This is a genomic window from Actinomadura geliboluensis (assembly GCF_043197915.1).
Lineage (GTDB): Bacteria > Actinomycetota > Actinomycetes > Streptosporangiales > Streptosporangiaceae > Spirillospora > Spirillospora geliboluensis.
The window spans coordinates 98,674-115,673 of record NZ_JBICUA010000001.1; the positions used below are offsets into that span (position 1 = coordinate 98,674).

At 73.2% G+C, this 17,000-nt stretch carries 19 protein-coding genes; 9 read left to right on the top strand and 10 right to left on the bottom strand.

Annotated elements, in window-relative coordinates; all coding sequences use genetic code 11:
* Positions 1–25 precede the first annotated feature (25 nt).
* From ACGFI1_RS00485 to ACGFI1_RS00495, 3 genes are read right to left on the bottom strand one after another with little or no spacing between them, the layout of a single operon-like run.
* Positions 26–682: a response regulator transcription factor gene (locus ACGFI1_RS00485; RefSeq protein ID WP_171069358.1), complete on the bottom strand. Its 657-nt coding sequence runs from the start codon at positions 680–682 to the stop codon at positions 26–28.
* Positions 673–1,854 (bottom strand): sensor histidine kinase, encoded by a 1,182-nt coding sequence (locus tag ACGFI1_RS00490; RefSeq protein ID WP_387068557.1) that lies wholly within the window; start codon positions 1,852–1,854, stop codon positions 673–675. The genes ACGFI1_RS00485 and ACGFI1_RS00490 overlap by 10 nt, the downstream gene beginning before the upstream one ends.
* Positions 1,835–2,554: a DedA family protein gene (locus ACGFI1_RS00495; RefSeq protein WP_138640444.1), complete on the bottom strand. Its 720-nt coding sequence runs from the start codon at positions 2,552–2,554 to the stop codon at positions 1,835–1,837. Before ACGFI1_RS00495 ends, ACGFI1_RS00490 begins: the two co-directional genes overlap by 20 nt.
* A gap of 216 nt (positions 2,555–2,770) precedes the next feature.
* Between ACGFI1_RS00495 and ACGFI1_RS00500 the strand changes: the two genes are divergently transcribed.
* The 3 genes from ACGFI1_RS00500 to ACGFI1_RS00510 all read left to right on the top strand — a co-directional run bounded on the left by ACGFI1_RS00500 (position 2,771) and on the right by ACGFI1_RS00510 (position 4,684).
* Entirely contained in the window at positions 2,771–3,586 is an 816-nt protein-coding gene (locus ACGFI1_RS00500) for an SAM-dependent methyltransferase (RefSeq protein WP_301176844.1), read from the top strand.
* A gap of 253 nt (positions 3,587–3,839) precedes the next feature.
* On the top strand, positions 3,840–4,337 hold the full coding sequence (locus ACGFI1_RS00505) for a hypothetical protein (protein ID WP_301176843.1): 498 nt from the start codon (positions 3,840–3,842) through the stop codon (positions 4,335–4,337).
* Between the two features lie 158 nt (positions 4,338–4,495).
* Positions 4,496–4,684, top strand: a complete 189-nt coding sequence (locus ACGFI1_RS00510; protein WP_392739304.1) for a DUF5999 family protein — start codon at positions 4,496–4,498, stop codon at positions 4,682–4,684.
* Here ACGFI1_RS00510 and ACGFI1_RS00515 read toward each other — a convergent pair.
* A complete protein-coding gene (locus ACGFI1_RS00515) occupies positions 4,681–5,319 on the bottom strand; it encodes a YdcF family protein (protein ID WP_386868467.1) in 639 nt (212 codons plus the stop codon). The two genes, ACGFI1_RS00510 and ACGFI1_RS00515, sit on opposite strands and share 4 nt — an antisense overlap.
* A 125-nt stretch (positions 5,320–5,444) precedes the next feature.
* On the opposite strand from ACGFI1_RS00515, the gene ACGFI1_RS00520 reads away from it, so the two are divergent.
* Complete coding sequence (locus tag ACGFI1_RS00520; protein WP_386868469.1) at positions 5,445–5,714, top strand: hypothetical protein; 270 nt, start codon at positions 5,445–5,447, stop codon at positions 5,712–5,714.
* A 755-nt stretch (positions 5,715–6,469) separates the two neighbouring features.
* A complete protein-coding gene (locus ACGFI1_RS00525) occupies positions 6,470–7,444 on the top strand; it encodes a DUF4041 domain-containing protein (protein WP_392781650.1) in 975 nt (324 codons plus the stop codon).
* Positions 7,445–7,562: 118 nt separating this feature from the next.
* Here ACGFI1_RS00525 and ACGFI1_RS00530 read toward each other — a convergent pair whose 3' ends face one another.
* From ACGFI1_RS00530 to ACGFI1_RS00545, 4 genes are read right to left on the bottom strand one after another with little or no spacing between them, the layout of a single operon-like run.
* The gene (locus ACGFI1_RS00530) at positions 7,563–8,507 is read right to left on the bottom strand and encodes a ribose-phosphate diphosphokinase (protein ID WP_386868473.1); all 945 of its coding nucleotides are present in this window, start codon (positions 8,505–8,507) and stop codon (positions 7,563–7,565) included.
* A gap of 33 nt (positions 8,508–8,540) precedes the next feature.
* Positions 8,541–9,017 (bottom strand): SRPBCC family protein, encoded by a 477-nt coding sequence (locus ACGFI1_RS00535; RefSeq protein WP_386868475.1) that lies wholly within the window; start codon positions 9,015–9,017, stop codon positions 8,541–8,543.
* Positions 9,018–9,037: 20 nt separating this feature from the next.
* Positions 9,038–9,841: an SAM-dependent methyltransferase gene (locus ACGFI1_RS00540; protein ID WP_301176837.1), complete on the bottom strand. Its 804-nt coding sequence runs from the start codon at positions 9,839–9,841 to the stop codon at positions 9,038–9,040.
* 40 nt (positions 9,842–9,881) lie between these two features.
* Positions 9,882–10,514 carry a PepSY domain-containing protein gene (locus ACGFI1_RS00545; protein ID WP_392781654.1) on the bottom strand — a complete coding sequence of 211 codons (633 nt, stop codon included), beginning with the start codon at positions 10,512–10,514 and terminating at the stop codon, positions 9,882–9,884.
* A gap of 116 nt (positions 10,515–10,630) precedes the next feature.
* Between ACGFI1_RS00545 and ACGFI1_RS00550 the strand changes: the two genes are divergently transcribed.
* Together ACGFI1_RS00550 and ACGFI1_RS00555 are read left to right on the top strand one after the other, a co-directional pair.
* Positions 10,631–11,311: a response regulator transcription factor gene (locus ACGFI1_RS00550; RefSeq protein ID WP_301176835.1), complete on the top strand. Its 681-nt coding sequence runs from the start codon at positions 10,631–10,633 to the stop codon at positions 11,309–11,311.
* Position 11,312: 1 nt separating this feature from the next.
* Complete coding sequence (locus ACGFI1_RS00555) at positions 11,313–12,731, top strand: sensor histidine kinase (RefSeq protein ID WP_392781658.1); 1,419 nt, start codon at positions 11,313–11,315, stop codon at positions 12,729–12,731.
* Here ACGFI1_RS00555 and ACGFI1_RS00560 read toward each other — a convergent pair.
* Entirely contained in the window at positions 12,724–13,890 is a 1,167-nt protein-coding gene (locus tag ACGFI1_RS00560; RefSeq protein ID WP_392781660.1) for an acyl-CoA dehydrogenase family protein, read from the bottom strand. The genes ACGFI1_RS00555 and ACGFI1_RS00560 overlap by 8 nt on opposite strands.
* Positions 13,891–13,976: 86 nt before the next feature.
* Complete coding sequence (locus ACGFI1_RS00565; RefSeq protein ID WP_387068562.1) at positions 13,977–14,852, bottom strand: LysR substrate-binding domain-containing protein; 876 nt, start codon at positions 14,850–14,852, stop codon at positions 13,977–13,979.
* 74 nt (positions 14,853–14,926) lie between these two features.
* Here ACGFI1_RS00565 and kdgD point away from each other — a divergent pair, with 74 nt between their 5' ends.
* Together kdgD and ACGFI1_RS00575 are read left to right on the top strand one after the other, a co-directional pair.
* Complete coding sequence (kdgD, locus tag ACGFI1_RS00570) at positions 14,927–15,841, top strand: 5-dehydro-4-deoxyglucarate dehydratase (protein WP_301177539.1); 915 nt, start codon at positions 14,927–14,929, stop codon at positions 15,839–15,841.
* A 1-nt stretch (position 15,842) separates the two neighbouring features.
* Positions 15,843–16,997: an L-talarate/galactarate dehydratase gene (locus tag ACGFI1_RS00575; protein WP_386868489.1), complete on the top strand. Its 1,155-nt coding sequence runs from the start codon at positions 15,843–15,845 to the stop codon at positions 16,995–16,997.
* Positions 16,998–17,000: the final 3 nt, after the last annotated feature.

A 17,000-nucleotide genomic window follows, 5' to 3' on the forward strand; every position in this document is an offset into this window, starting at 1 on the left:
AGCTGTTAGTCCTATTTCGGACGGTTCAGCTGCCCAGATACCGGAGGACCGCGAGGACGCGGCGGCTGTAGCCGGCGGCATGCGACAGATCGAGCTTGTCGAAGATCGCGTTGGCGTGCTTCTCGACCGCGCTTTGCGAGATGTGGAGGTTGGCGGCGATCGAGGCGTTCGTATGCCCCTGGGCCATGTTGTCGAGGACGTCCCGCTCCCGGGGCGTGAGGCGGGCCAGCGGATCGGCGTGCGTGCTGTGCGCCAGCAGCCGCCGGACCACCTCGGGGTCGAACGCCGCCCCGCCCGCGCCGACCCGGTCGAGCGCGTCCAGGAACTCGTCCACCTGGGCGACCCGGTCCTTCAGCAGGTAGCCGACGCCGGTGGTGTCGGCCGTGATCAGCTCGGTGGCGTAGCGCTTCTCCACGTACTGCGACAGCACGAGCACCCCGACCCCCGGCCAGCGCCGCCGGATCTCCAGCGCCGCGCGCAGGCCCTCGTCGGTGTGCGTCGGCGGCATCCGCACGTCCACCACCACGACGTCGGGCGGACCCTGCTCCCCCGCCGCCGCCACCGCCGCGATCAGCGCGTCGCCGTCGCCGACCGCCGCGACCACCTCGTGGCCCTCCTCGGCGAGCAGCCGCACCAGGCCCTCGCGGAGCAGCGTCGAGTCCTCGGCCAGCATCACCCGCACGGCAGCTCCGCGGTGATCACCGTCGGGCCGCCGTGCGGGCTGTGCACGGCGAACGTCCCGTCCAGCGCGGCCACGCGGCGGGCCAGGCCGGCCAGCCCGCCGCCGCCCGGGTCGGCTCCCCCGCACCCGTCGTCTTCGATGCGCACGCCGATCATTGTCCCGGACCCCGCGACGGCGACCCGCACCGCCCGCGCGCCGGAGTGCTTGGCGGCGTTCGTGACCGCCTCGCAGACGACGAAGTACGCGGCGGTCTCCACCGCGTGCGGCGGCCGCCCCGGCACGTCGTAGTCGATCGTCACCGGCACCGCGGACCGCTCGGCCACCGTCTCCAGCGCCGCGCGCAGGCCCTCGCCGTCCAGCGCGGCCGGATACACCCGCCAGGTGACCTCCCGCAGGTCCTCGAGCGCCCGCTGCGACTCCTCGTGCGCCTGCTTCAACAGCTCCACCGCCCGCTCGTGGTCGCCGGCGCGGCGGGCCCGGCCGATCAGCATGCCGAGCGCCACGAGCCGCTGCTGGACGCCGTCGTGCAGATCGCGCTCTATGCGGCGGCGCTCGTCGTCCACCGCGTCCACCACCTCGGCGCGCGTGACCGACAGCTGCGCGATGCGGCGCTCGTACTCCTCCAGCGGGCTCGGCCCGAGGCAGCGCCGCGCCACGCCCTTCTCCAGCGCCACCACGCCGACCAAGCCGTACACGGCGAGGAAGAGCAGCACCCCGCCCACGATGGCGGTGTAGAGGACGATCCACCAGGCCGGCGGGATGCCGTCCAGGTAGTCGCCGGTGATCCACCAGCTCACCGCCAGCCGGACCCCCAGCATCGCGCCGTAGCCGATCAGCAGCAGGATCGCGGCGCCCAGCAGTCCGACCGGCACCCGCAGCACGAGGTACGCGAGCGCCCGCAGCGGACCGTACTGGACGGCCCGGTCCTCGCCGAGGAAGGCGCGCAGCCGCCGCATCTCCAGCTCGGTCAGCAGCTCGGCGGCGTCCGCGACGGCCGCCGGGACCGCGCGCCGGCCGCGGGAGAAGGCCAGCGAGTACGCCATGAGCAGCGCCGCCCCCGCCAGCAGCACCAGCTCCGCGCCGGCGGTGGCCGCGCCCAGCACGAGCCCCGCCACGGCCCGGACGACCACGGCGGGGCCGCGGCGCACGGCGTCAGAAGGTGATGCGGTCACGTTCGCGTTCTCTTGCCTCCGCCCGGTGCGCCCCCGCCGGCCGGTCCCCGGCACCGGCCCGCCGTGCCTTCACGATACGCACCGCGAGGAACGCCGCGGCCGCCACGCCCGCGACCGCGACCACTGCCTTGGAGTAGACGCCGACGTACTCCTCGACCGTCCGCCAGTTGTCGCCGAGCCCGTACCCGGCCAGCACGAACACGGTGTTCCACAGCAGGCTGCCGAGCGTCGTGTAGGCCAGGAACACCGGCATCCGCATCCGCTCCACCCCCGCCGGGACGGAGATCAGGCTCCGGAAGATCGGGATCATCCGGCCGAAGAACACCGCCTTGCCGCCGTGCCGGAGGAACCACGCCTCCGTCCGGTCGAGGTCCTCGACCTTGACCAGCGGCAGCCGCGCCGCGATCGCGCGGACCCGGTCCCGCCCGATCAGGGCGCCGATCCCGTAGAGCGCGAGGGCGCCGACGACGCTGCCGAGCGTCGTCCACACGATCGCCGCGGTGAGGCTCATCCGGCCCTGCGCTGCCGTGAAGCCCGCGAGCGGGAGGATCACCTCGCTCGGCAGCGGCGGGAACAGGTTCTCCAGCGCGATCGCCAGGCCGGCGCCGGGCGCGCCGAGCCGCTCCATCAGGTCGGTCGCCCACCCGGCGATGCCGCCGGCGGGTTCGCCGGCGGACGCCGCGCTCATCAGTCCGATCATGCCTACGACGCTAGGAACCGGCGGGGCCCGCCACCATGGAGAGCACCGCCGACCCGCCCGGCCGGATCCCGCACCCCCACCCTGCGGAAAACCACACCCCCGGCCGCCCGGGATTGCGCGAAAGGGCCTGCCCGGCCGGAGGATCCGGGCTTAGGCTTGGCCTCCCAGTACCGCCCGGCGCGGCAGCGCGGGCGGCGTACGGAAGGAGCCGCACGCGTGGCCGACGACCTCCCCGAGAGCGCGCCCCCCGGCATCGACCCCGCCACGCCCACGTTCGCGCGGGTGTACGACTACTTCCTCGGTGGCAAGGACAACTTCGCCGCCGACCGCGAGGTGGCCGACATGGTGATGCAGCTCGTGCCGGAGGCTCCGGTGGTGGCGCGCGGCAACCGGGTCGCGATCGAGCGCGCGGTGACCTACCTGGCCGGCGACCTCGGGATCGACCAGTTCATCGACATCGGGTCCGGGCTGCCGACCTCGTCCAACGTGCACCAGTTCGCGCGGGCGGCGAACCCCGCGGCGAAGGTCGTCTACGTCGACAACGACCCGATCGTCCTCGCGCACGGGCGGGCGCTGCTCACCGAGGACGGCGTCGCGACGTTCATCCAGGGCGACCTGTACGAGCCGGCGAAGATCTTCGCCGACCCGGCGCTGACCCGGCTGATCGACCCGTCCCGGCCGGTCGGGATCGTGCTGGCCGCGATCATCCACCACGTGCCGGACGACCGGGACCCGGCGGGCGTCGTCCGGTCGCTGCTGCCGTTCCTCGCGCCCGGCAGCCACGTCGTCCTCACCCATCTGCACGACTCCGGCGACGACCCGCGCGTCGAGGAGGCCAAGCGCGTCCTGCAGTCGGGCCTGGGCGGCTCCTACTTCCGCCACTCGTCGGAGATCGAGCGCTTCATGGCGGGGCTCACGATCCTGGAGCCGGGGGTGGCGCACGTGACCGAATGGCGCCCGAACGGGCCCGCGGGGCCGCTGGAGCACCCGCTGCACACCCAGATGGTGGCCGTTCTCGGCCGCAAGGACTGATTCAGCGGAGAGTGAAACGGCCCACGCCGCCGCGGGGCCGTCCGGGATGCTCGTGGTCCTGGTCCCCGCAGGCCGGCCCGGTTGCGGACGCTGCCGCCGCCGGTTTCGGACACCGGGTCCGGTCATGATCCCGGTAAAGGATCTTTTTGATCGACTTTTCCGCCGTCATACCTTTCTTGTAGCGTTCGCAGCGTTTTGTGAAGTGCATTCATGATCGGACTTTCCCGCCACAAGATCATTCAAGGACGCCGCGATGCCCCTGGCGACAGGCCTGGCCGCGGCCGCGCTCCTCGGCCTGCTGACGCTCCTGGCCACCGCGCGGCACGGCAGGCGCCGACCGCGCTCGGACGACGAGCACCCCGAGTCGCTGACGACCGTCCTCGGCCCGGGGGACGAGGAGTACCTCGCCTGGCTCGCCGACCACCACTGGCCGCGGGACGAGTACCTCGACCTGGAGCACGACTGGCTGGACGAGATGGCGTTCGGCGAGCCCGCCGGGCACTACGAGGCGCCGCTGTGCCCCCGCTGCGACCTGCGCCGCGAGGACGTGTGGCCCTGCCCGACCTGCGGCCGGCTCCTGCACTCCTCCTGCGGCCACGGGATGCGCCGCCGGACGGTCGACCGCCCGTACCGGACGCACGGGACCAACTCCGAGGCCGTCATCGGCGAGTGGATCTGCACGGGGTGCGCGTCGGTGGTCGGCCTGGACGTCGACCACGGCGACGAGCCCGACGGGGGGCTCTTGCGGTGAATCGCACCGAATGCCCGATCTCAGGGCCCCGCACACGCGACGAACAGTAAAGAATTCCTCATCCACTTGCATATTTCGGACGCACAGCGGCAGGCTGCACTATGTCCTAAATCACTGGGACACCGTGGAGGAACTCCGTGACCGCTCAGCACGACACCATCTGCACGCACGAGCCGCCGTGCCCGGCGCCCGACGACCTCGACCGCGAGGCGGCGCGCACCGTGGCCAACCACCCCGAGCAGGGCTGGAGCCTGCTCTGCAACGGCGTCGTCGTCTTCGAGGACACCGGCGAACTGCTGCCCGACGGCCGGGTGATCGCCCCGCACCGCCCGGTCACGACCGCCTAGCGGATCACGTGCCCGTCGTACCCGAGCCGGGCGAGCTCCTCGTAGGCCGCCCAGACCTCCGCCGGGACGGGCATCGGCACCTGGTACCCGCGCTCGGCGTACACGACCATCCGCTGCAGGTCCCCCACCATCAGCTCGATGGACCGGCGCTCGCAGAACGCCTCGAACCCCAGCTCCGGCGCGGACGCTGACCACTCGGCCTCGGGCCACCGGCACCGCGCCGTCGCGAGCGACCGCCGCGTCATGTAGGGCTTCGCCACCAGGATCCCCCGCCGCACCGCGACGCCAAGGCCGTCCAGCAGCCGCCTGGACGCGGTGATGTTCTCCCCCGTGTTGGTCGCCGTCTCCTCCAGCAGCAGGGCCTGCGGCGGCACTCCGTGCTCGCGCGCCACCCGCGCGAAGACCCGCGCCTCGGTCTCTGCCCAGTCCGCGGTCATCTTGCCGCGCCCGCCCGTCACGACCACCAGCGGCGCCCATCTCTCGTGCCAGAGCCGCGCGGCATGGGCCGCCACCCGCGTGTCGTGGCACCCCAGCGCCAGGATCACGTCAGCCTGGGAGAGGGGGCCGGACAGGACGAGGTGGTCCCAGACGACCCGTGCCAGTTCGCGCGCCCGCGCGTCCACATGCGACTCCACGGGGTCATTGTCCCCGGCGGTCCGCATGTCGGACTCCCATCCGGCGGAGCCTCCCGCTAACGTTCAACTGTTTTGCTACTTACGCAAGAATCATGTGGAACTCGACCGCGAAAGGACGGTGTGGTGTGATCACAGTCCTGGTCCTCGTGTCCCTGCTCGCCCTGTTCGGTTTCTGCCTGCCCCGCCTGCTCCGCCCGATGCCCCTGAGAACCGCGTCCGACCCCCCGCCCCCCGCGGCCGCGCACCCGGAGTCCATGACCGCCGAACTCGATCCCGGCGACGAGGAGTACCTCGCCGCCCTCGCCGACGAACTCTGGCCCGAGGACGAGTACCTGGAGCTGGAGCACACCACCGACGGCGAGGAGGAAACCGGCGGCAGCGGCATGCGCCGCTGACCCGCCGCACGTAAACCTCGGCCGCCGCCGGCCCGTCCTAGAGGGGTCGGGCGCTCCCCTCGACTGTCCATGACGGCGGCGGCACGGGGAAACGGCACGCACCTGGCGAAGCGCCCCCGTTCTGCCCGGAGACGGCGCTGCGAGGTAGCGATGACGGTGCAGAACACGCCACGGCCGGGCTATGTCGGGGTCGAGGTCGATCCCGGCGCGGCGGAGCACATGCTCCGGCAGATCGGACTGTTCCTGCGGGACGGCGAGACGGTCCTGGCGCTCGCGGCGACCGTGAAGGCCCTGCCGACGCTCACCCACATCGCCGTCACCGAGCGGCGCGTCCTCGGATTCTCGGCTCCCGACCTCGTCAGGGAGGGCCCGCGGCAGGAGGTTCCGATCGCGGAGGTCGCCGCCGTCGAGGCCCGCAAGTCCTACAAGCAGCGCTGGTTCCTCGTGGTGCTGGACGGCTCCGGGGCGGAGACCGACTTCGGCGACGTCCACGACCAGGACGCGCCGCACACCCGCCGCCGACGTGGCCCGCGCCGCCGCCCGGGTGGACGCCGCCGCCCGGATGGCAGCCCGACGCGAGCTGGCCGCCCGCACCGCCCGGCTGGCAGTTCTGGCTCCCCGCCGCGCCTCCGGTCCCCGCCCCGGCCCCGCCGATGCCCGCCCCCGCGCCGCCGGTTCCGGCGCCCGTGCCGCCCGTCCCCGCGCCGCCCGTCCGGGCGCCGGGGCCCGCGCATTCGGCGTCCAGGACCCTGCCGGTGTTCGGCGGGAAGCGGCAGCGGATCGAGGAGCTGGAGGCCGAGAACGCGGAGCTGCGGCAGTGGCTGGAGCGGCTCGGCGGGCTCGACGCCCCCGGCGTCGCCGCGGAGATCGCGCGGCTGCGGGACGAGGCCGCCGAGGTGCGGCGGCAGACCGCGGAGAAGCGGCGGGAGCTGGCGCGGCTGCGGAAGGACATCGTGGAGACGCAGGACCTCGCGCTGCTGCAGGAGGCGGGGATCTACGAGTACCAGCATCCGCTCGAGGACGTCGTCGCCTACAAGGCCGAGCTGGCCAAGGTGAAGGACCGGATCAAGTCCATGGCGAGCGGCGGCGAGGCGGTCGTCGGCGCGACGCACTGGACGGTGAACGGGTCCGCCGCGCAGGGCGCGAAGATGGTGCGGGACTTCTCCAAGCTGATGCTGCGGGCCTACAACGCCGAGGCGGACAACCTCATCCGGACGATGCGCCCCTACAAGCTCCAGTCCGCGATCGACCGGCTGGACAAGACGGCGCAGACGATCGAGCGGCTCGGCAAGACGATGGACATCAGGGTCGGCCGCCGGTACCGCGAGGTCCGCGTCCGGGAGCTGCGGCTCACCGCCGACCACCTCGCGAAGGCGGAGGAGGAGAAGGAGCGGGTGCGGGCCGAGCGGGAGCGGCAGCGCGAGGAGGACAAGGCGCGCAAGGAGTTCGAGCGGGAGAAGGCCCGGCTGCTCAAGGAGCGCTCGCACGTGGAGTCGGCCCTCGCCAGGCTGGAGGCCAACGGGGACGCGGCGGGAGCGGCCGACCTGCGGGCCAAGCTCGCCGACGTGGAGGCGGCCATCGACGACGTGGAGGGCCGGGCGGCGAAGGTGCGGGCCGGCTACGTGTACGTGATCTCCAACATCGGGGCGTTCGGCGAGCGGATGGTGAAGATCGGCATGACGCGGCGGCTGGACCCGATGGACCGGGTGCGGGAGCTCGGCGACGCGTAGTTCTTCTACGCGACGCCCGGCGAGGTGCGCGAGGCGCTGGAGCGGGTCGCCGGCAGCCACCTGCTGGAGTACACCGAGGCGCCGGAGGCCGAGGAGTTCCGGCAGAGCCGCAGGTAGCTCAGGGCGACTCGAAGAGGGCGCTCACCGACTCGCCGTTGTGGATGCGGCGGACGGCCTCGGCGAGGGCCGGGGCGATGGACAGGATGCGGAGCTTGTCGCTGCGGTCGCCGTTCGGGACGGGGACCGTGTTGGTGCAGACGATCTCCAGGACGTCGGGCTGGGCGGTGAGGCGCTGGAGGGCGCCGGCGGCGAACAGGCCGTGGGTGCAGGCGACGCGGACGCTGCGGGCGCCCAGTTCGCGGAGCCGGTCCAGCAGCTCCAGGACGGTGCTGCCCTTGGCGATCTCGTCGTCCAGGACGATGACGTCGCGGTCGGCGACGTCGCCGATGACGGAGCTGATCTGGACGCGGTCGTCGGGGAAGCGCTGCTTGGCGCCCGCGGCGACCTGGACGCCGAGGAGGCGGGCGAAGGCCGCTGCCTCCTTGGCGTTGCCGAGGTCGGGCGAGACGACGGTGGTGCGCGACAGGTCGTACCCGCGGAAGTGGTCGGCGAGCTCGCGCAGCGCGTGCAGGTGGTCGACGGGGACGGAGAAGAAGCCGTGCACCTGCGGCGAGTGCAGGGTCATGGCGAGGACGCGGCTCGCGCCGGAGGCGACGAGGAGGTCGGCGACCAGGCGCCCGCCGATGGAGATGCGCGGCGCGTCCTTCTTGTCGGAGCGGGCGTAGGAGTAGTGCGGCATGACGACGGTGATGCGGCTCGCGGACGCGCCGCGGGCCGCGTCGCACATCAGGAGCAGCTCGACGAGGTGCTCCTGGACGGGCGCGACGAGCGGCTGGATCAGGAAGACGTCCCGCTCCCGGCAGTTGGCCTGCAGCTGCACCTCCAGGCAGTCGTTGGCGAACCGGTCGACCCGGGACGGGCTCAGCGGCACCCCGAGGTGCGCGCAGACCTCGGCGGCCAGGTCCGGGTGGGCGCTGCCGCTGAACACGGCGATCTCTCGCACGAACCGCTCCTCACGTGATCGTCCGGGGTCATGCTAGAGGTCGGTGGTGGGGAGGGGTTCGCCGGTCTCCAGCAGTGTCTTCAACCCGGACAGGACGTGCGGCCAGCCCTGCCGCGACATGGCGAGCAGCGCCTCGCCCGCGCGGTGGACGACGGTCAGCCTGGCGGTGGCGCCGGCCGGCTCGATGGCGAAGGACACCGTGGATCGGGGTTCCGCCATGAGCGCGCGGCGGGTCTCCTCGTCCACGCCGACGCTCTTCGCCCATTCGGGCGTGAAGGTGTGCCAGGTGTAGGACAGGCGGCGGCCCGGCTCGGCCTCCAGGACGGTCTGCTCCGGGTCGGCGGTCACCGCGTCCTCTTCGTGCCAGGTCATGGCGGAGCCGGGCGCCCAGTCCGTCTCGAAGGCGACGCCCCAGTAGCGGCGGGTGGCGGCGGGGTCGGTGAGGGCCTCCCAGACGCGTTCCGGCGCGGCGTTGATGTAGATCGTGTAGACGAAGTCGTCCGCGGTCATCGGCCTGCTCTCGGGTTGGTCTAGGGCTTGCGGCCCACGCCGCCGTAGGCGTCGACCGGCTCGGGTTCGCCGGGCGTGTCGGGGCGCCAGTGCGTCACCGGGACGATCCCGGGCTCCTCGATCTCCAGGCCCTCGAAGAAGCCCGCGATCTGCTCGGGGGTGCGCAGCACGAGCTGCGCGTTGCCGGAGGCGTTCCACACGTCCACGATCCGGTCGGACGCCTCGCCGTGGACGACGTTCGTCCCGTCGTACATGGCGAAATAGCTGCCGGACGGCACCGCGGACAGCAGCCGCCGCACGATCGCGTACGCCTGCTCGTCGTCGGGGACGAACTCCAGGATGCCCATCAGCGTGAACGCGACGGGCCGGCTGAAGTCGAGCGTCTCCGCGGCGCCCTCCAGGATGCCCTCGGGCTCGCGGAGGTCGGCGTGGATGTAGGCGGTGTGCCCCTCCGGGGTGCTGGTGAGCAGCGACCTCGCGTGCTCCAGGACGAGCGGGTCGTTGTCGACGTAGACGATCCGCGACTCGGGCGCGGCCCGCTGGGCGACCTCGTGGGTGTTGTCGACCGTGGGCAGGCCCGTCCCGATGTCGATGAACTGGCGGACGCCCGCCTCGGCGGCCAGGTGCCACACGACCCGGTTGAGGAACAGCCGGGAGGCGCGGGCCAGCCTCGCGACGTCCGGCAGCATGCCGAGGATCTGGTCGCCGACCTCCCGGTCCACCGGGTAGTTGTCCTTGCCGCCCAGCCAGTAGTTCCAGATGCGCGCCACGTGCGACACGCTGGTGTCGATGCCGGGGCCGGGGCCGGGTCTCTGCTCGCTCATGCACACCTCCTGCGGTGTCCCTTCCCGGCCCCGGCGCCCGTCAGTCCTCGCCGCCGTCGTCGTCCGGCTTTTCGGTCTTCTGGGTGAGGACCTTGCCGGACGCGGCGTCCACCGTGACCTCGTGCTCGGCGCCGTCCTTGCCGGCCACGTCGACCTCCCAGACGGCCTTGCCGTCCTCAAGCTCGAACTCGGCGGACGTGACGTGCCCCTGGACGGCCTTCAGCGCCGCGTCGGCGGCGGCGGGCGCGCCCACCGACGCCTTGCGCAGGGCGGCGGCCTCCGCGGCGTCGTCGCCGTCCTCGTCGCCGCGGTCGTCGGCGCGGTCGGTCAGCACCTTGCCGTTGCCGGAGTCGACGGTCACGTCGTGCCAGGTTCCGTCCTGGGCGAGGACGTCGAGCTCCCAGACCGTCTTGCCGTCCTCGTCGTCGAGTTCGGCCTCCGCGACCGTGCCGGGCACCTTCTTCAGCGCGGCGTCCGCCGCCTGCGCGAGCGCCACCTCCGGAGCGGCGGCCGCGCCGCCGGGCCGGTCGTCGGACGGGGCCGCGGCCGCGGCCGGCGCGTCCTGCGCGGTGGCGAACGCGGCCGTCGTCCCGCCGGCGGCCAGCACGCCCGCGGCGACGGCCGAGACCAGCAGCCCGCGCTTGGTGACCAGGCGCCGTGCGTTGTTCTTCATCGAGTTGCACCTTCCGTTCGGTTCCGCATTGCGAGACCCACGTTGGTGCGTCTTCCTGTAGCCCACCTGAAGCAACCTGAAGCCGCCTTCAGGTGGCGTTTGGCAGGCTGGGGGGCATGCGCCTGCTGATCGTGGAGGACGAGAAGCGCCTGGCCACGTCCCTCGCGCGGGGGCTGACGGCCGAGGGCTTCGTCGTGGAGGCCGTCCACGACGGCGCGGAGGGCCTGCACCTGGCGCTCGGCGGCGGCTACGACCTGATCGTCCTCGACATCATGCTGCCGGGGATGAACGGCTACCGGGTGTGCGCGGAGCTGCGGGCGGCGGGCGACGAGACGCCGATCCTGATGCTGACCGCCAAGGACGGCGAGTACGACGAGGCGGAGGGCCTCGACACCGGCGCGGACGACTACCTCACCAAGCCGTTCTCGTACGTGGTGCTGGTGGCGCGCGTCCGCGCGCTGCTGCGCCGCCGCACGCGCGGCGCCGCGCCCGCGATCGTGCTCGGCGACCTCACCGTGGACCCGGCGGCGCGGCGCGTCTTCCGGGGCGACGCGGAGGTGGAGCTGACCGCCAAGGAGTTCGCCGTGCTGGAGCACCTCGCCGCCAACGCCGGCCAGGTCGTGTCGAAGGCGCAGATCATGGAGGCCGTCTGGGACTTCGCCTACGACGGCGACCCCAACATCGTCGAGGTGTACGTGAGCGCGCTGCGCCGCAAGCTCGACGTCCCGTTCGGGCGCCGGTCGATCACGACGGTGCGCGGCGCCGGGTACCGGCTGGCCCGGGACGGGGGCGCCTGACATGGCGCGCCGCCTCGGGTCCGTGCGGGCCCGGACGACCCTGGGCGCGACGGCCGTGGTGGCGGGCGCGCTGGTCGCCGCCGGGCTCGCGGTGGTGCTGCTGCTGCGCGCGAACCTGGCCGGCCAGACGGACCTGCGGGCGGAGGTCGCGGCGCGGGAGGTCGCGGCGCAGCTCGCGGCGGGCACGCCGTACCGGAGCCTCGACCTGCCCGACGGCGAGGACCATCCCGTGCAGGTCGTCGGCGAGGACGGCCGCGTGCGCGCGGCGAGCGAGGACCTCCAGGCCATCCGCGGCACCGGCTCCCCTGGCGTCCGGCCGGGCGCGGCCGCGCGCGGCGGCGGCGATGACGACCACGGCGACGACGATCCGGGACGCGGCGAGGTGTCCGGGGACGACCCGGGGTTCAGCACGGGCCGCGCGACGGTGGACGGCCAGACCGCCGACTACCGGTTCGCGGCGGTCGAGGTGACGACGCCGCGCGACGAGACGGTCACCGTGTACGCGGGCGCCGACCTCGCCGCGGCGCGGGACGCGACGAGCACGGTCACCCGCGCGATGCTCGCCGGGCTGCCGCTGCTGCTGGCGGTGGTCGCGGGCGTGACCTGGCTCGTCACGCGGCGGGCGCTGCGGCCGGTGGAGGCCGTCCGGGCGGAGCTGGCGGAGATCACCGCGTCCGGCGACCTGGCCCGGCGGGTGCCCGTGCCGGACGCGCGGGACGAGATCGCCGACCTCGCCGCCACGACCAACGAGACCCTCGCCGCGCTGGCGGAGTCGGTGGCGCGGCAGCGCGGCTTCGTCGCGGACGCCTCGCACGAGCTGCGCAGCCCGATCGCGTCGCTGCGCACGCAGCTGGAGGTCGCCGCCGCGCATCCGGAGCTGCTGGACGTGGACGGCCTCGTCGAGGACGTCGTGCGGCTCCAGCATCTCGCCGCCGACCTGCTGCTGCTCGCCCGCATCGACGCCGGCGAGCGGCCCCCCGCCCGGCCGGTCGCGCTCGGCCGGCTCGTCCGGGACGAGCTGGACCGCCGCGCCCCCGGCGACCGCGTCGCCGTCCAGGCGTCGATCGAGGGGGACCCGCAGGTCATGGGCGTCCCGGGACGGCTGGCCCGGGTGGTGGGCAACCTGCTCGACAACGCGCAGCGGCACGCGGACGCGGCCGTCCGGCTGTCGCTGCGCGAAGAGGCGGGGTCGGCGGTGCTGCGCGTCGCCGACGACGGGCCGGGGGTGCCGCCCGCCGACCGCGAGCGGATCTTCGAGCGGTTCGTCCGGCTGGACGACGCCCGCAGCCGCGACGAGGGGGGCGCCGGGCTGGGCCTCGCCATCGCCCGGGACCTGGTCGCGGCGCACGGCGGGAGCCTCACCGTCGGCGAGGCCCCCGGCGGCGGCGCGCTGTTCGAGGTGCGGCTGCCGGCTACTTGAGGAGCTGGCGGGCCATCACCATGCGCTGGATCTGGTTGGTGCCCTCGTAGATCTGGGTGATCTTGGCGTCGCGCATCATCCGCTCCACCGGGAACTCCCGCGTGTACCCATAGCCCCCGAGGAGCTGGACGGCGTCGGTGGTCACGTCCATCGCCACATCCGACGCCAGCGCCTTACAGGCCGAGGAGACGAAGGTCAGGTCCGCGACCTTCTCACCGCTCATCGCCCGCTCGGACTTGATCGCCGCGTGGTAGGTCAGCTGCCGGGCGCCCTCCAGCCGCATCGCCATGTCGGCCAGCATGAACTGCACACCCTGGAAGTCGGCGATCGGCTTGCCGAACTGCCGCCGCTCCTTCACATACCCCAGCGCGAAGTCCAGCGCGCCCTGCGCGATCCCCAGCGCCTGCGCCGCGATCGTGATCCGCGTGTGGTCCAGCGTCGCCAGCGCCGTCTTGAACCCCGTGCCCTCCACACCGATCAGCCGGTCCGCCGGGATCCGCGCGTCCTCGAAGATCACCTGCCGGGTCGGCGACCCCTTGATCCCCAGCTTGCGCTCCTTGGGCCCGAACGACACCCCCGGATCCGACTTCTCCACCACGAACGCCGAGATCCCCCGCGCACCCGCAGAAGGGTCGGTGACCGCCATCACCGTGTAGTACTCCGACACCCCCGCATTGGTGATCCACATCTTCGCGCCGTTGAGCACCCACTGCTCCCCGTCACGCACCGCACGCGTCTTCATCCCCGCCGCATCCGACCCCGCATCCGCCTCCGACAGGGCATAGGAGAACATCGCCTCCCCCCGCGCGACCGGAGCCAGATACTTCTTCTTGAGCTCCTCACCGCCGGCCAGCAGCACCGGCACCGTGCCCAGCTTGTTCACCGCCGGGATCAGCGACGAGGACCCGCACACCCGCGCGACCTCCTCGATCACGATCACCGTCGCCAGCGCGTCCGCTCCGGCGCCCCCGTACGATTCGGGCACGTGCACCGCATGCAGATCGTTGGCGACCAGCGCCTCCAGCGCCTCCTGCGGGAACCGGGACTCCTCGTCCACCTCCGCCGCGAAAGGAGCGATCTTGGCCTCGGCCAGCTCACGCACCGTGCGCCGCAGCAGCTCATGCTCCTCCGACGGCGCATACGCCGGGTAGTCGCTCATGTTCCCTCCACCTGCCCCACCGATACTTTGACGACAAATATTTTAACGACAAAATAATTCACGGCTCGCACTCCGGTCAAGGCGCCTCAAAGATGCCGGAGCAGCTTGGCGAGCGCCGGGTTGTCGTTGCCGCGCCGCCAGGCCAGGCTCAGCTCGACGGGGTCCGGCCCGGCGAGGTCGACGGGCCGGAACCGCAGCCCCGCGTAGCGGAGCCGGGACGCCGCGGCCGGCACCAGCGCGACGCCCCAGCCGCAGTTGACCAGCGCGAGGATGCTGTGCACCTGGCTGAGGTACTGCGCGTACACCGGCGAGACGCCCGCCTGCCGGAACACGCTGATCACCAGCTCGTGGAAGTAGCGGGCCTCGACGGGCGAGTACATGATGAACGGCTGCCCGTCGAAGTCGGCCAGCGCGAGCGGGCCGTCCCCCGCGGCGAGCGGATGGCCGTTCGGGACGGCCGCGAGCAGCGCCTCCCGCTCGGCGGGGCGCTCCGCCAGGTCCGGGTCGGTCACCGGCGGCCGCAGGAGCCCGAGGTCGAGGCTCCCCTCGGCGAGGGCGCGCACCTGGTCACGCGTCACCATCTCCCGCAGGACGACGCCGACGTCCGGCAGCGCCGTCCGCGCGACCCCCAGCAGCCGGCCCAGGGTGGCGTAGGCGCTCGCCGCGGTGAACCCGACCGTGATGCTCCCGGCCTCCCCCGCCGACACCTGCCGGACCGACATCGCGACGTGGTCGGCCTGCTGGAGCAGCCGGCGCGCCTCGACGAGGAACGCCCGCCCGGCCGGGGTGAGCCGGACGGACCGGTTCGTCCGGTCGAACAGCCGCACCTTCAGCTCGTTCTCCAGGAGCTGGATCTGCCGGCTGAGCGGCGGCTGCGTCATGCGGAGCCGCTCGGCGGCGCGGCCGAAGTGCAGCTCCTCGGCGACGGCCACGAAGTTCGTGAGCTGGGTCAGCGTGAACATCGATTCCCTGCGGGTATCAGTAGATGCCTTTTTCGTGTTGGACCTGGATCAATCGGCCATCCTAGCCTCGGGGCATGACGCAGACTGCGCCCGAAGAGATCGCGACGCGGCTCGGGTCCGGGCTCCTTTCGTTCCCCGTCACGCACTTCCGCGACGACCTGTCCTTCGACGAGCCCGCCTACCGCGACAACATCGGCCGGCTCGCCGGGTACGGCGTCGCCGGCCTGTTCGCGGCGGGCGGCACGGGCGAGTTCTTCTCGCTCGCGCCCGGCGAGGTGGGCGCGGTGGTGCGCGCCGCCGTCGCGGAGGCGCCGGACGGCCTGCCGGTGATCGCGCCCGCCGGGTACGGGACGGCGGCGGCCGCGGCGATGGCGCGCGAGGCCGAGGAGGCGGGCGCCGACGGGGTGCTGCTGTTCCCGCCGTACCTGACCGAGGCGTCGCAGGAGGGCCTGATCGCGCACGTCCGCGCCGTCTGCGCCGCGACCCGCCTCGGCGTGACGCTCTACAGCCGCGCGAACGCCGTCTACCAGGACGCGACGGTCGCCGCGCTCGCCGAGGCGTGCCCGAACCTCGTCGGGTTCAAGGACGGCGTCGGCGACCTGGAGCTGATGACGCGGATCAGGTCCCGGCTCGGCGACCGGCTCGTCTACATCGGCGGGCTGCCCACCGCGGAGACGTTCGCCCTCCCCTACCTGGAGATGGGCGTCACCACCTACTCCTCGGCGGTCTTCAACTTCATCCCGGAGTTCGCGCTCGCGTTCTACGCCGCCGTCCGGGGCCGCGACCGGGACGAGGTGGCGCGGCTGCTCGCGGAGTTCGTCCTGCCGTACTGCGACATCCGCAACCGCCGCAAGGGGTACGCGGTCAGCATCATCAAGGCGGGCATGCGGATCACGGGCCATTCGGCAGGGCCCGTCCGGCCGCCGCTCACCGACCTGACCGACGAGGAGACCGCCGAACTCGCCGAACTCGTGAAGCGAGTGCGCTGAGATGACGGCCGTCCCCGCCGGCGCGGCGACGCTCGACCGGATCGCCTGGATCGAGCTGTCGTCGGTGACGCTGCCGCTCGCCGTCCCGGTCAGCGACGCCAAGGTGCTGACCGGGCGGCAGCGGCCGATGACCGAGGTCGTGTTCCTGTTCGCCGAGATCGGCACCGCGGACGGCCACGAGGGCATCGGGTTCGGCTACTCAAAGCGCGCGGGAGGCCCCGGCCAGTTCGCGCACGCCGCCGAGGTCGCGCCCGCCCTCATCGGCGAGGACCCGAGCGACATCGGCCGGCTCTGGACGAAGCTGGTGTGGGCGGGCGCGTCCGTCGGCCGCAGCGGGCTCGCCACGCAGGCGATCGCCGCGATCGACATCGCGCTGTGGGACCTGAAGGCCAGGCGGGCGGGCCTGCCGCTCGCCAAGCTCCTCGGCGCGCACCGCGACTCCGTCCGCTGCTACGACACCTCCGGCGGCTTCCTGCACGCGCCGCTGGAGGAGGTGCTGGAGAACGCGGAGGCGTCCGCCGCCGCCGGGATCGGCGGCGTCAAGATCAAGGTCGGCCATCCCGACCACGCCGAGGACCTGCGCCGCGTCACCGCCGTCCGGGAGCGGCTCGGCGACGCGTTCCCGCTGATGGTGGACGCGAACCAGCAGTGGGACCGGCCCGCCGCGCGGCGGATGGGCCGCGCCCTGGAGGCGTTCGGCCTCACCTGGATCGAGGAGCCGCTGGACGCCTACGACGCCGAGGGCCATGCCGCGCTCGCCGCCGCGCTCGACACGCCGATCGCGACCGGCGAGATGCTGACCAGCGTCGCCGAGCACTGCGAGCTCATCGCCAAGGGCGCCGCCGACGTCCTCCAGCCGGACGCCCCGCGCATCGGCGGCATCACCGGCTTCCTGAAGCTCGCGACGCTCGCCGACCACCACCATCTGCAGCTCGCGCCGCACTTCGCGATGGAGATCCACCTGCATCTGGCCGCCGCCTACCCGCGCGAGCCGTGGGTGGAGCATTTCGACTGGCTCGCCCCGCTGTTCAACGAGCGGCCGACCATCGAGGACGGCCGGATGCACGTCCCGCCGCGTCCGGGCCTTGGCATCACCCTCACCGACCGGGCCCGCGCCTGGACGACGGCCCGCGTCCGCATCGACGCGCCCGCGTAGGAG